Here is a 13,249-nt window from a genome sequence, read left to right on the forward strand (position 1 = left end):
GGCTCCCTCGTTTGAGATTTCGACAACCTCATTCTGGCACAACTGATGCCGTAGGGGGCCGTCCACCCCATCAACCAAAGGATTTCGTGATGTGCTCCGATGCCTCCCACCGTCATTGCGAGCGCAGCGAAGCAATCCATCGCACGGCAAGTGGAGGCATGGATTGCTTCGCTGCGCTCGCAATGACGGGGTGACTTGCCCGCACCACAACAACTCCCTGTGGTTATGGGGCCCGGCTCAAGGCCGGGACGACAGCGCGCGCTAGAACTTCTCCACCCAGGGACGCAGCTCCATCTCCCAGGTCCAGGCGCTGCGCGGCTGCTGCAGCACGTTCCAGTAACTCAGCGCAATCGCGTCGGGATCGAGCATCGAATCCGGACGGTCCTCCGGATCAGGGCGCGTCTTGCTGCGGATACCGCCGTCGATAACGAAATGCGCGACATGAATACCCTCTGGCGATAGTTCGCGCGCCATGCTCTGCGCCAGTCCGCGCAGCGCGAACTTGCCCATCGCGAACGATGACGATTGTGCATAGCCTTTGACGCTGGCCGAAGCCCCCGTGAACAGGATCGCGCCATGCTTGTTCGGCAGCATGCGCTTTGCTGCCTGCTGCGCCACCAGGAAGCCGCCGAAGGCCGAGACCGCGATTGCGTTGGCGACATCGGCCGGCATGAGGTCGATCAGCGGGCCGCGCGCCCGCGCGCTCGCGTTATAGACCACGAGATCGGGCGTTCCGATCTCGCGCTCGACCAGGCCGAACAGACGTTCAACCTCGTCGGCGTCCGTTGCGTTGCAGGCAAAGGCACGCGCGCCGGTTTCGGTGCAGAGTGCGCCGAGTTTTTCGATTTGCCGTGCGGCCAGCGCCACGCGAATTCCTTCGCGCGAAAATAACCGCGCCAGCGAAGCGCTGAGGCCTTCGCCGACACCGACGATCAGGGCAATCTTGTATTTCGGGTTTCCATGAGCTTTCCTTGAGCTGCCGGAGAAGATTTTGCTTTGGCAGGAAGCTGCGGCGAAATTGGCTCTCTCGCCGCAACCGTATGGGGCGACATCCCGGCATTCGATGTGCGATAGTCTCATCCAACAGATGAGGAAACGAACCAGAGATTTCAATGCAGCCACTGCAACAACATCCGAACGCCGATATCGCCAACCAGCCGGACCTGCTCGCGCCCGATACCTCGGGCATGAATTTCTACCGGGACGATCCGGCGCTTCAGGACCTGCTGCGACTGCATCTGCCCGACGCGCTGCTTCGTCATATCGAACCGCATCTCGATCGGTTAGGCGCGCTCGCCGGTGGCTACCTCGACGAATGCGCGCGGCTTGCCGACCGCCACGTGCCGGTGTTGCACCAGCGCGACAAGTTCGGCCGCGACGTGCAGTGGGTCGAATATCACCCGGCCTATCGCGAATTGGAGAAGGCCGCGTTCGGCGAGTTCGGCATCCACGCGATGTCGATCCGCAAGGGCGTCCTGGGCTGGCCCGACAAATATCCTGTGGTGGCAAAACACGCCTTCACCTTCCTGTTCAACCAGACCGAATTCGGCATGGGCTGTCCGATCAACGTCACTGACGGCTGCGCGAAGCTGCTGGCGAATTTCGGCAGCGAGGCGTTGAAGGCAAAATACTTGGACGGCCTGACCCAGACCGACATGAGCAAGCTGACGCAAGGCGGTCAATTCATGACCGAGAAGGAGGGCGGCTCCGACGTCGGCACGCTGACCACAACTGCGGTGCAGGAAGGCGATCACTGGCGGCTCTATGGCGAGAAATGGTTCTGCTCGAATGCGGACGCCAAGGTCGTGATGCTGCTGGCGCGGCCGGAAGGCGCCGGCCCCGGCACGCGCGGCGTCGGCCTGTTCCTGATGCCACGCTTCCTCGATGACGGCTCGCAGAATCGCTACCGGATCGTGCGGCTCAAGGACAAGCTCGGCACACGCTCGATGGCCTCGGGCGAGATCAAGCTCGAAGGCGCGATCGCCTATGCGGTCGGCAAGCTCGACCGCGGCTTCGTGCAGATGGCCGAGATGGTCAACTCGTCGCGGCTCTCCAACGGCGTCAAGTCGACCGCGCTGATGCGCCGTGCGTATCATGATGCGATGACAGTGGCGAAGGGCCGCGTCGTGTTCGGCAGCCGCATCATCGACCTGCCGCTGGCGCGGCGGCAATTGATGAAGATCATGCTCGCGACCGAGCAGGCGCTGTCGATGAGCTTCTTAACGGCGGATGCGCTTGACCGTGCCGAAGCGGGCAGTCAGGACGCGGCGGCGCTGCTGCGCATCCTGACGCCGACCTTGAAATTCCGTGCCACCCGCGATGCGCGAAAGGTCTGCGGCGATGCGATGGAGATGCGCGGCGGCATCGGTTACATCGAGGAATTTGTCACCGCGCGGCTGCTGCGCGACGCGCATCTCGGCTCGATCTGGGAAGGCACCGGCAACATCGTCGCGATCGACGCGTTGAAGCGCGCGGTTGGCCGGCATGGCGCCGATGCGGCGCTTGCCGCGGACCTGCACGCGCGGCTCGACGACAGCGCCAATGTGCCGCAGGCCTGGCGCAGCCGCCTGCATGAACTCACCGATCGCTCCATCGGCTTTGCGCGCGAAGTCGCCGGCCGCATGGACAACGAAGCGGAAGCACGGCGCGCCACCAGCCTGCTCTATCACGTCGCAAGCGCGGTGACGCTCGCCTGGGAAGGCGGGCGCATCGATGAGATGCGGGGCGATGCACGGCGGCTATTGCTGTCGCGCCTGGTGATCGACCATCGCGTTGCCGCCCATGATCCGTTCCGGCTGACGGAAAATACCGTATCGCGCGCCATCACCGATCACCTGCTCGGCGACCGCGCCGTCGGCATGGCCGAGGTTGGCGAATTGCTTGCCGCAGCGTAGGCTGCCGCTTCCACCTCTCCCTTCGGGAGAGGTGGAGAGAGCGTCGCGACAAGATAGACGCAACGATAAACAACAGAGGGGAAACACCGATGAAGGCCGCCGTCCTGTACGAAGTCAACAAGCCGCTCGTGATCGAGGACGTCAGCCTGCCTAATCCCGGACCGCGCGAAGTGCTGATCCGCACTTCCGTCGCCGGCCTCTGTCATTCCGATCTGCACTTCATGGAGGGACTCTACCCGCATCCGCTGCCCGCCGTGCTCGGCCATGAATCCGCGGGTGTGGTGGAGAAGGTCGGCTCCGACGTGAATTATGTGAAGCCCGGCGATCACGTCGTGACCTGCCTCTCGGTGTTCTGCGGCACCTGCGACAACTGCACCACCGGACGTACGGTGCTTTGTACCGACACCACCGTGAAGATGCTGCCGGGCGCTTCCAACCGGCTGCAATGGAACAGGCCGGAGAAGTTGAACCAGTTCCTCAATCTCTCGTCCTTTGCCGAGCAGATGCTGGTGCATGAGAATGCAATCGTGAAGATCCGCAAGGACATGCCGCTCGAGCTCGCAGCCCTGATCGGCTGCGGCGTCATCACCGGCTATGGCGCTGTCGTGAACACCGCCAGGGTGCAGGCCGGCGAGACGGTGGCGGTGATCGGTTGCGGCGGCGTCGGCATGGCCGCGGTCAACGGCGCCGAGATCGCGGGTGCTGGCCGCATCATCGCGATCGACACCAATCCGGCGAAATTGCAGCTCGCGACCAAGCTCGGCGCCACCGACATCATCGACCCCAGGAATGGCGACGTGGTGCAGCAGGTGCGTGAGCTCACCGGCGGCGGCGTGCATCATTCCTTCGAGGTGCTGGGCCGCAAGGAAACCGCGGAGCAGGCCTTCGGCATGCTGGCGCCCGGCGGCACCGCGACCATCGTCGGCATGATCCCGTTCGGCCAGAAGATCGAATTGCACGGCTTCGATTTTCTGCGCGAGCGCCGGATCCAGGGCTCGTCGATGGGCTCCAACCATTTCCGCGTCGACATGCCGCGGCTGGTTGAGTTCTACATGCGCGGCAAATTGCACCTGGAGGACTGGATCTCGGCCAAGCTGAAACTGTCCGAGATCAACGAAGGCTTCGCCAACATGAAAGCCGGCAAGACGCTCCGCAGCGTGATCATGTTTGATAGCTGAGGCACTCTCTGTCCGTCATGCCCGGGCTTGACCCGGGCATCCATCCATCTTCGCAAAGACGTCCTTGTTAGCGATGGATTGCCGGGTCAAGCCCGGCAATGACGGCTACGCGTCACCGCGTCACATGCGCCGATACCGCGAGCCATTTCCCGTTCTGCTTCGCCCAGCAATCAGTGTATCGCCCCTGCGCCTGCTGCCCGTCCGGCGCGGTGTAGCTGGTCGCCCCATGGATGATGGCGAAGTCGCCCATGATGCGGATCTTTACATCATGCGCCTGCAGGTTCCTGATCGCCACCGGCTTCGCGGTCTGCTCAAGGAAGCCGACGCGGTCGACCAGCGATTTGTCGGGATTTGTGCAATAGAACTCCGGCGCCAGGATCTCATCGAAGCGCCTGACGTCGCAATTCTGCACCGAGGCGACATAGTCGCGATTGAGCGCGGTGAGTTCGTCGATGTCGTTGGTCATTTGTATTCCTCCTTGTTCCCGTCATTGCGAGAAGCGAAGCGACGAAGCAATCCATGCCTCCGCGAACGTGGATGGGTGGATTGCTTCGCGGAGCCTGTCATCGGGCGGCGCTTCGCGCCGACCCGGTGGCTCGTGATGACGTCAGTCATCAAACATCTTTGGCGGCACGAAGCCGCCGAATTCGCGCTCGATCAGTTCAGCCAGTTTCAGCGGCGTGCGATCCTCGAGCCAGGGCCCAACGATCTGTACGCCGATCGGCAATCCATCCGGCGCGAAGCCGGTCGGTATCGCTGTTGACGGAAGCCCGGGCAGCGTCGCGATTCCGGGCCAGGCGAGCTGGTCTGGATAGACGTGTTCCTTGCCGTCGATCATGATGCGGCGTTTCTCCTGCCCGGGCGAATGGTCGTGCGGATAGGCCGGCGTCGGCATGATAGGGCAGATCACGGCATCGAATGTCTTGAAAAATTCGCGCCATTGTGCGCGGAGCCGGGTGCGGCCGCCGTCGGCCATTACCCAGTCGCGATGACTGAGCGCGATGCCGCGCAGCCGTTCGGCGGCAAGGCTGGTATCGCTCTCCGGTAGCGCCGCGGCGGCCTGCTTGGCCCCCTCATAGACGTCGGGCGCGAAGGAAGCGGCGAGGAACGACATCAGTATCCGCATATAGAGCCGGGTCGATGCGGCGAAGTCCGGCAACAGCTTGCTCTGGCGCTCGACCTTGACGCCTGCCTTGGCGAGGTTGGCGGCGAGTCTTTCGATCGAGCCGCGTACCACCGAATCCGTCGGCATCACCGGATCTGTGTCGATCAGCAGCACGCGGAAGTCTTTCAGCGCGGCATGTCGCGGCGCCGGCAGTTCGAGCCGGTAGGCGTTGGCGTCGAGCGGATCGGGGCCAGCGATCGCATCGAGCAACAACGTCAGATCGGCCGCGCTACGCGCCATCGGGCCGATCACCGAGAGATCGCGGTTGAACGGCAGCGGCGGCAAGGGAGGCGGCGTGTGACCGCGCGACGGCGCCAGCGCGTAGCTCGGCTTGTGCGCATAGACGCCGCAATGAAATGCCGGCACCCGCAATGAGCCGCCGATGTCGGAGCCGAGCGAGAGCGGCCCGTAACCTGCGGCGAGCGCGGCCGATGATCCGCCGGACGAGCCGCCCGGTGTGCGGCCGAGATCGTAGGGGTTGTTGGTGGTGCCGTAGATGTCGTTGTAGCTCTGCCAGTCGCCGAGGACGAGCGGCACATTGGTCTTGCCGAGGATGACCGCGCCGGCATCCTTGACCCGCGCGACCGAGAGTGCGTCCTCGGTCGGCGTGAAATTCTTCTGTTCGGGAATGCCCCAGGTCGTCGGCAGCCCGGCAACGTTGTAGGATTCCTTCACCGTGATGGGGATACCGAGCAGCGGCTTTTGTTCGCCGCGGGCAAGTGCTGTGTGGGCGGCGCGCGCCGTGGCCAGCGCACGATCGAAATCGCGCACGCAGACCGCATTGATTTTCGCATCGTGACGCTCGATCCGGCCGATCGCATCCTGCGTCAGTTCGACCGCGGATACTTGCTTTGCGGCAAGCGCCGCCGATATCTCGATCGCAGTCTTGAAGCTCCATTGCGATTTGGCCAAGGCGAACTCCTGATGTGATGGCGGTGCTGCAACAATGATGGTCACTTTGCATGACCGCCGCAAGCGTGAGACGTCACGGCGTGATGCGCCGACGATCATCGCCGATCTGACGGTACCAATGCTTGACAGGGATTGCTGAGCTACGCGGCGCCGATCAGAATCCCGACACCGAGAACGATGGCGCCGCCGAGCACGATCTGGAACACCGCCTGCAGGAACGGCGTGTCCATGTAGCGCGAGCGGATGAAGGCGATCGCCCACAATTCGAAGAACACGATGATGCTGGCGATAGCGGTCGCAATCCAGAACGCGTTCGGCCAGGTATCGGGAACGAGATAGGGGAGGGTGTGGCCGAGGCCGCCGAGCGTCGTCATCACTCCGCAGGTGAGGCCGCGCAGCCACGGCGAGCCGCGCCCGGTCAGCGAACCATCGTCGGACAGCGCCTCGGCAAATCCCATGCTGATGCCGGCGCCGATCGAGGCGGCGAGGCCGACCAGGAAAGTCTGCCAGTTCTGGTGGGTGGCAAAGGCGGCGGCGAACAGCGGCGCCAATGTCGAGACCGAACCGTCCATCAGTCCGGCGAGCCCGGGCTGCACATATTGCAAGACGAACATGCGCCGCCGGGTCCGGTCCTCCTCGGCGCGCACGTCGGGCTTCAGGATATCGTCGGTCAGCCGGACGGCGAGGTTCTCGTGGTGTCGCTCTTCCTCGGCGAGATCGCCGAGCAGGCGGCGCACGCCGACATCCTGGGCCTGTTCGGCGGCCTTGGCATAGAAGCGTTCGGCCTCAAGCTCCATCGTCTCGACTTCCTTGCGGATGGTGTCGAGCGGCAGGTTCTTGGTCAGCCAGATCGGGCGGCGGCGCAGAAAGCCCCTTACGTCCTCGCGGCGGATTGGCGGCAGATGCGGGCCGAACCGCTGCTCGTAGAGCTCAAGCAGCCGATGCCGGTGGCCGCGCTCCTCCTCGGCCATCTGCTCGAAGATCTTTGCAGTATCTGGATAACGTTCGGCGAGGTCCTCTGCGAAGGTCATGTAGATGCGGCTGTCCTCCTCCTCGGAGGCGATCGCAACCGCCAGCACTTCGCGCTCGGTCAGATCGGCAAAGTTCTTCACGGAGCCGCCTTCTCATCTAGTTTAGAATTATTCTAAACTACTTAGGAGGCCTTGGCTACCGCGTCAATCACCTTCCGCCGCGCGCGTCGCGCAGGAATGCGAGCAGGAGCCGGCTCACCTCCGCCGGCTGCTCCTGCTGCACCCAATGGCCGGCGCCATCGACCAGATGGCAGCCGATCATATTGCTGCAGGCCTTCGATTGCATCGCCTCGAACACGCCGGGCCGCTGGTAGGTGCCCCAGTCCTGCCTGCCGGAGATGAAGCAGGAGGGCACGTCGATGGCGCGGCCCGACCATGTCTGCAACTCCGGGACGAACGCGCCGGAGGTGCCGCAGCGATACCATTGCAGGCCACCCTGGAAGCCGTTGCGTTCGTACTCGGCGCTGTAGAAGGCAAGCTCGTGATCCGGCAGCCACTTGTTGGCGGCGATGTCGGCGGCCGACGGCATCTCTTTCGCCACCGTGACGGCCATGCCCTCGGCGAGATCCATGATGTAATAGGTCGGCAGCTTTGCCAGTTCGCCCGCGGACCAGGACTGCAGCGGGTAGGGCTTGTTGTCTTTCCAGTCCGCGCTCTTGTGGTGGTAATAGGCGCGCAGGAAATCATGCACGCCCTGCGGTGCGCGGTACATGTCGGTATTGGCCTCGCGCGTCGAGTAGTACCATTGGTAGTGCTTGCGCGGTCGCGGCAATGCCGCGAGCTCGCGATGCACCGGGTCCTCCGTCGCAGGTTTCGCCGGCGCATCCGCGGTGTCGAACGGCAGCGATGGCGGGCCGCCGAACGGCGCGCTCATCATTGTCACCGCCCGGAACACATCCGGCCGGATCAGCGCGCACCACGCCGCGACGGACGAGCCGAAATCGTGCCCGATCACGGCATCGACGTGTTTGTAGCCGAACGCCGACACCAGCCCCAACGCATCGCGCACCAGATTGGGGAGACGAAACGACGCGAGGTCGCCGTCATAGTCGCCATCCCAGCCCGTGGTGCGACCATAGCCGCGCTGGTCCGGCGCGATCACGTGATAGCCGGCCTCGGCCAGCACAGGCATCACCTTGCGCCAGGAAAAGGCGAGCTCGGGAAAGCCGTGCAGCAGCAGGAGGCAAGGCCGACCTTTGGTCTCGAAACCGGCCTCGAGCACATGCATGCGCAGGCCGTTGATATCGTCGACATAGCGGGAGCGTATGCCTAAGGGGAGCGGAATGTCGGGGAGGTCGGTCATGGCGTTTCCATCCACGTCTTATTGTGCGCGCGACTGTAAAGACGTGGACGCCCGGGACAAGTCCGCTCGTGGGCTGCCGTAGGGTGGGCAAAGCGAAAGGTGGGCACGATGCGCTTTGCCCACCCTACGGCTTATGCCCTCGCCGGCGCCGGCCAATAGCGGTCGCGGAGATGGCGCTTCACCAGCTTGCCGGTCGGCGTGCGCGGCAGCTCGGCTTCGAAATCGATCGAGCGCGGGCATTTGATCGCAGACAGCCGCGACTTGCAGAACTGGATCAGTTCGGCCTCGAGTTCCTTGCTGGCCGCAGCCATGTCGTGCGGCTGCACCACGGCCTTGACCTCTTCGCCCATCTCCTCGTTCGGGACGCCGAACACCGCGACGTCGGAAACAGCAGGATGCGTGATCAGCACATCCTCGGTCTCCTGCGGATAGATGTTCACGCCGCCGGAGATGATCATGTAGCTCTTGCGGTCGGTGAGATAGAGGAAGCCTTCCTTGTCGAGATAGCCGACATCGCCGAGCGTCGACCAGCCCTTGGCGTTATAGGCGCGCTTCGTCTTCTCGGGATCGTTGTGATAGGTGAATGCGGGCGCGTCGGCGAAATAGACCGTGCCGATCTCGCCAACCGGCAGCTCCTCGTCGTCCTCGTCGAGGATCTTCACCTTGCCGACGACAGCGCGGCCGACCGTGCCGCGGTGCTCCAGCCATTGCTGCGAGGTCGACACTGTGACGCCATTGCCCTCGGAGCCCGCGTAATACTCGATCAGGATCGGCCCCCACCACTCGATCATCTGGGCTTTGACATCGACCGGGCAAGGCGCGGCGGCATGGATCGCACCCTTCAGCGAGGAGACGGCGTAGCGCGTGCGCACCTCATCCGCCAGTTTCAGCATGCGCACGAACATGGTCGGCACGAGCTGCGACTGCGTCACCTTGTGCTTCTCGACCAGCTTGAGGAATTCCTCCGCGTCGAACGACTCCATGATGATCGAGGTGCCGCCGAGCACGATCGCCATCATGTTGAAGCGCAGGGGAGCGGCGTGATAGAGCGGCGCCGGCGACAGATAGATGGTGTCCGCGTTCATGCCGCACATGTCGGCGCACAGCACCCGCAGGAACGGGTTGGGCACATCGATCGGGTTACCTTCGAACTGCTTCTTGATGCCCTTGGGCCGGCCGGTGGTGCCGGAAGAATAGAGCATGTCGTAGCCGGCGACCTCGTCCGCAATCGGCGTGGTCGGCTGCACGACCGCTTCCTTGTCGAAAGAGCGGAAGCCGGGCTGCGGCTCGTCGAGCATGAACCACAACGGTTCGCCTGGCTCGCCCTTGATGAGCCCCTTCACCTGCTCGGCACATTTCGGCGAGGTGATGAAGATCTTGGCGCCGCAGTCCCTGATGATATAGGCGATCTCGTCCTGCTTCAGGTAACGGCTGATCGCGGTGTAATAGAGTCCCGCGCGCTGCGCCGCCCAGCAGATCTCCATGAAGGCAAGCCGGTTCTCCATCAGGAACGCGATGTGGTCGCCGGCCTTCAGTCCGAGCGAACGGAACAGATGCGCGCCCTGGTTCGAGAGCTCGTCGAGCTCGCGATAGGTGATCGCCTTGCCGGTGCCGGCCATTTGATAGGCGATCTTGTCCGGATGCGTGCGGGCGTGGATGGTGGGGTGGGTCATGGGATTTCCTCAAGACGCGAAGGGGCGAATGGCGAATAGGGAGTGGCGAATAGAGGAAGGTCAGTTTGTCCCTATTCGCTACTCGCTACTCGCTATTCGCCCCTTGCTGACTGGCTGTTAGTTTTGTTTGTTAGAGCCGTTCCACAATCGTCACATTCGCCATGCCGCCGCCTTCGCACATGGTCTGCAGGCCGTAGCGCTTGTTGCGCTGCTTCAGCGCATTGATGAGCGTGGTCATCAACTTGGTGCCGAAGCCGCCGAGCGGATGGCCGAGCGCGATCGCGCCGCCGTTGACGTTGAGACGGGCGGGATCGGCGCCGGTGGTCTTCAGCCACGCTGTTGGCACCGAGGCGAAGGCTTCGTTGACCTCGAACAGGTCGATGTCGTCGATTGTCATGCCGGCCTTCTTCAGCGCGCGTTCGGTGGCGGGCAGCGGCGCCTCAAGCATGATCACGGGATCATGGCCCAGCATGCTCATGTGGTGGATGCGCGCCATTGGCTTGACGCCGAGCTGCTTCAGCCCCTTCTCGTTGACGACGAGCACGCCGGAGGCGCCGTCGCAGATATGGCTCGAGCTCGCCGCGGTCAGCTTGCCGTTCTCGGCGATCAGCTTGACGCCCTTGATGCCCTCGCGGCTGGCGTCGAAGCGGATGCCTTCGTCGATGTGGTGGGTGTCCGTGGTGCCGTCGGCGCGGGTGATCTGCACCGGCACGATCTCGTCCTTGAAGTGGCCGGCTTGCGTGGCCGCAATCGCGCGCTGGTGGCTGCCATAGGCATATTCGTCGAGCTGGTCTTTGGAGAGACCGTATTTCTCCGCCATCATCTCCGCACCGGTGAACTGGCTGAACATGATGTTCGGGTAGCGCTTCTCGATGTTTGGGCTCTTGTAGTAGCCAAAACCGTTCTTCTGCGGCAGCGACGAGGCAAGGCCCATCGGCACCCGCGTCATCGATTCCACGCCGGCGGCGATCACGATGTCCATCGAGCCGGACATCACGGCCTGCGCGGCGAAGTGCAGCGCCTGCTGCGAGGAACCGCACTGCCGGTCGATCGAGGTGCCGGGCACGCTTTCCGGCAGCTTCGAGGCCATCACCGCGTTGCGCGCGATGTTGTTGGATTGCTCGCCGGCCTGCATCACGCAGCCCATGATCACGTCCTCGACCAAAGCGGGATCGACGCCGGAACGATCGACCAGCGCGTCCAGCACGGTCGCGGCCAGGTCGGCCGGATGCCAGCCGGCAAGACGTCCCCCCTTGCGGCCGCCGGCGGTGCGAGCGGCGGCGACGATATAGGCCTCGGCCATGTCTTAGTCTCCCTGAGTGTTCTGGATGGGCGTTTCAAAGATGGCGGGATTAAAAGGGCCGTCACGGATTTAGTCAATCAATCAATTAACTCTTGAGATGCGGCGCGGCATCGGGTTATCTGCCCGGCGGATGTTCCGGCAGGGAAGATGGCAGCACAGCTAAATACCAGTATACCAACGCGCCTTCCGGCCGGCAGAAACGCCACGGCGGAGAAGCTATTGGTCGCCGCAAGCGAATTGATGATCGAGCGCGCCTCGATCGAGGTGTCGCTGTCCGACATCGCCCAGAAGTCCGGCGTCAACGCCGCGCTGGTGAAATATCATTTCGGGAACAAGGACGGGCTATTGCTGGCGCTGCTCGCGCGCGATGCCGCAACCGAGATGTCGCAGCTCGAATATCTATTGGCGCAGCCGATCTCGCCGACCGCGAAGCTTCGCCTGCACATCGGCGGCATCATCCGCGCCTATCACCAGTTCCCCTATATGAACCGGCTGATCCATTATCTCCTGCACGAGAGCAGTCCTGAGGCCGCCGACGAAGTGTCGAAGTTCTTCGTCGCGCCGCTGCTGGATTTCCATCGCCGCCTGCTCAATGAGGGTGTGCAAGCCGGTAAGTTCCGCGAGGTCGACCCCGTGCTGTTCTACACCAGCCTGATCGGCGCCTGCGATCACCTGTTCTTCGGCCGTCACGCGATGTCGCGCGCGACCGGCGTCGGTCCGGTCACCGACGAGGTCTGCCGCGAATACATCAAGCATATGGAAGCGCTGATCTTCGGCGGAATGTTGGCGAAGGAAGAGGCGAATAGTGAGTAGCGAATGGCGAATGGACGAAAGCGCACTATTCGCTACTCGCCATTCGCTATTCGCTATTCGCGATCTAAGAAACTAACACCCAAGGAGAGTTCTACCATGCAGTTGAAAGACGTTGCTGTTCTCATCACCGGCGGTGGCTCTGGCCTCGGGGCCGCCACCGCGCGCGCCATGGCCGCCAAAGGCGCCAAGATCGGTGTGCTCGACCAGAACAAGGAGAACGCCGAGAAGGTCGCGGCGGAAGTGAAGGGCGTCGCGCTTCACGCCGACGTCACCAGCGAGGAGCAGGTGAAGGCCGCGATCGCCAAGGCGGAGGCCGCGCATGGCATTGCGCGCGTGCTGATGAACTGTGCCGGCATCGGCGGTTCGCAGCGCATCGTCGGCAAGGATGGCGTCTATCCGTTGGAGAAGTTCACCCGCATCATCAATGTCAATTTGATCGGTACCTTCAACGTGCTGCGCCTGTTCGCGGAGCGGCTCGCCACGGCGCAGCCGATCGGCGAGGAGCGCGGCGTCGTCGTCAACACCGCCTCGGTCGCGGCCTATGAAGGCCAGATCGGCCAGATCGCTTATTCGGCCTCGAAGGGCGGCATCGTCGGCCTGACCTTGCCGGCGGCGCGCGACCTCGCCAGCCTGAAGATCCGCGTCAACACGATCGCGCCCGGCATCTTCTTCACGCCGCTCCTGATGGGTCTGAACGAGGAGGCGCGCAAGAGCCTCGGCGCTCAGGTGCCGCATCCGGCCCGCCTCGGCGAGCCCGATGAATACGGTGCGCTGGCCGTGCATATCGTCGAGAACGCGATGCTCAACGGCGAAACCATCCGCCTCGACGGCGCCATCCGCATGGCTCCACGGTAGGCTTCCCTTCTCCCCTTGTGGGAGAAGGTGGCGCGGATGAAATCCGCGCCGGATGAGCGACTATCTGGATTGTCAAGTTGCATTGGCGTAAGCGGCACGCGCCTCGCGTGCTTTGGCGTTGA

The 13,249-nt window shown here is 63.5% G+C and carries 11 protein-coding genes; 4 read left to right on the forward strand and 7 right to left on the reverse strand.

Going from position 1 to position 13,249, the window contains the following annotated elements:
* Positions 1 to 261: 261 nt before the first annotated feature.
* Positions 262 to 990 carry an SDR family NAD(P)-dependent oxidoreductase gene (locus tag AAFX91_RS31075; RefSeq protein WP_394569161.1) on the reverse strand — a complete coding sequence of 243 codons (729 nt, stop codon included), beginning with the start codon at positions 988 to 990 and terminating at the stop codon, positions 262 to 264.
* Positions 991 to 1,112: 122 nt separating this feature from the next.
* Between AAFX91_RS31075 and AAFX91_RS31080 the strand changes: the two genes are divergently transcribed.
* Complete coding sequence (locus AAFX91_RS31080) at positions 1,113 to 2,894, forward strand: acyl-CoA dehydrogenase family protein (RefSeq protein ID WP_394569152.1); 1,782 nt, start codon at positions 1,113 to 1,115, stop codon at positions 2,892 to 2,894.
* Positions 2,895 to 2,983: 89 nt separating this feature from the next.
* Entirely contained in the window at positions 2,984 to 4,072 is a 1,089-nt protein-coding gene (locus tag AAFX91_RS31085) for a Zn-dependent alcohol dehydrogenase (protein WP_394569153.1), read from the forward strand.
* Between the two features lie 112 nt (positions 4,073 to 4,184).
* On the opposite strand, the gene AAFX91_RS31090 is transcribed toward AAFX91_RS31085, so the two are convergent.
* The 6 genes from AAFX91_RS31090 to AAFX91_RS31115 form a co-directional block, all read right to left on the reverse strand.
* A complete protein-coding gene (locus AAFX91_RS31090; protein ID WP_394569154.1) occupies positions 4,185 to 4,538 on the reverse strand; it encodes a nuclear transport factor 2 family protein in 354 nt (117 codons plus the stop codon).
* Positions 4,539 to 4,679: 141 nt separating this feature from the next.
* A complete protein-coding gene (locus tag AAFX91_RS31095; RefSeq protein ID WP_394569155.1) occupies positions 4,680 to 6,149 on the reverse strand; it encodes an amidase in 1,470 nt (489 codons plus the stop codon).
* Between the two features lie 140 nt (positions 6,150 to 6,289).
* Positions 6,290 to 7,261 (reverse strand): iron exporter MbfA, encoded by a 972-nt coding sequence (gene mbfA, locus AAFX91_RS31100; protein WP_394569156.1) that lies wholly within the window; start codon positions 7,259 to 7,261, stop codon positions 6,290 to 6,292.
* 67 nt (positions 7,262 to 7,328) lie between these two features.
* Positions 7,329 to 8,483: an alpha/beta fold hydrolase gene (locus tag AAFX91_RS31105; protein ID WP_394569157.1), complete on the reverse strand. Its 1,155-nt coding sequence runs from the start codon at positions 8,481 to 8,483 to the stop codon at positions 7,329 to 7,331.
* A 131-nt stretch (positions 8,484 to 8,614) separates the two neighbouring features.
* The gene (locus tag AAFX91_RS31110) at positions 8,615 to 10,156 is read right to left on the reverse strand and encodes an acyl-CoA synthetase (RefSeq protein WP_394569158.1); all 1,542 of its coding nucleotides are present in this window, start codon (positions 10,154 to 10,156) and stop codon (positions 8,615 to 8,617) included.
* 130 nt (positions 10,157 to 10,286) lie between these two features.
* Positions 10,287 to 11,459: an acetyl-CoA C-acetyltransferase gene (locus AAFX91_RS31115; RefSeq protein WP_394569159.1), complete on the reverse strand. Its 1,173-nt coding sequence runs from the start codon at positions 11,457 to 11,459 to the stop codon at positions 10,287 to 10,289.
* Positions 11,460 to 11,606: 147 nt separating this feature from the next.
* Here AAFX91_RS31115 and AAFX91_RS31120 point away from each other — a divergent pair, with 147 nt between their 5' ends.
* Together AAFX91_RS31120 and AAFX91_RS31125 are read left to right on the forward strand one after the other, a co-directional pair.
* Complete coding sequence (locus AAFX91_RS31120; RefSeq protein ID WP_394569160.1) at positions 11,607 to 12,272, forward strand: TetR family transcriptional regulator; 666 nt, start codon at positions 11,607 to 11,609, stop codon at positions 12,270 to 12,272.
* 96 nt (positions 12,273 to 12,368) lie between these two features.
* On the forward strand, positions 12,369 to 13,127 hold the full coding sequence (locus tag AAFX91_RS31125) for an SDR family NAD(P)-dependent oxidoreductase (RefSeq protein ID WP_028166789.1): 759 nt from the start codon (positions 12,369 to 12,371) through the stop codon (positions 13,125 to 13,127).
* The last annotated feature ends 122 nt before the right edge of the window (positions 13,128 to 13,249 follow it).

This window comes from Bradyrhizobium sp. 31Argb (assembly GCF_043638955.1).
GTDB lineage: Bacteria > Pseudomonadota > Alphaproteobacteria > Rhizobiales > Xanthobacteraceae > Bradyrhizobium.

Coding starts and splice junctions, on each gene's coding strand:
- AAFX91_RS31080 (WP_394569152.1), top strand. CDS start 1,113: ATGCAGCCACTGCAACAACATCCGAACGCCGATATCGCCAACCAGCCG.
- AAFX91_RS31085 (WP_394569153.1), top strand. CDS start 2,984: ATGAAGGCCGCCGTCCTGTACGAAGTCAACAAGCCGCTCGTGATCGAG.
- AAFX91_RS31090 (WP_394569154.1), bottom strand. CDS start 4,538: ATGACCAACGACATCGACGAACTCACCGCGCTCAATCGCGACTATGTC.
- AAFX91_RS31105 (WP_394569157.1), bottom strand. CDS start 8,483: ATGACCGACCTCCCCGACATTCCGCTCCCCTTAGGCATACGCTCCCGC.
- AAFX91_RS31110 (WP_394569158.1), bottom strand. CDS start 10,156: ATGACCCACCCCACCATCCACGCCCGCACGCATCCGGACAAGATCGCC.
- AAFX91_RS31115 (WP_394569159.1), bottom strand. CDS start 11,459: ATGGCCGAGGCCTATATCGTCGCCGCCGCTCGCACCGCCGGCGGCCGC.
- AAFX91_RS31120 (WP_394569160.1), top strand. CDS start 11,607: ATGGCAGCACAGCTAAATACCAGTATACCAACGCGCCTTCCGGCCGGC.
- AAFX91_RS31125 (WP_028166789.1), top strand. CDS start 12,369: ATGCAGTTGAAAGACGTTGCTGTTCTCATCACCGGCGGTGGCTCTGGC.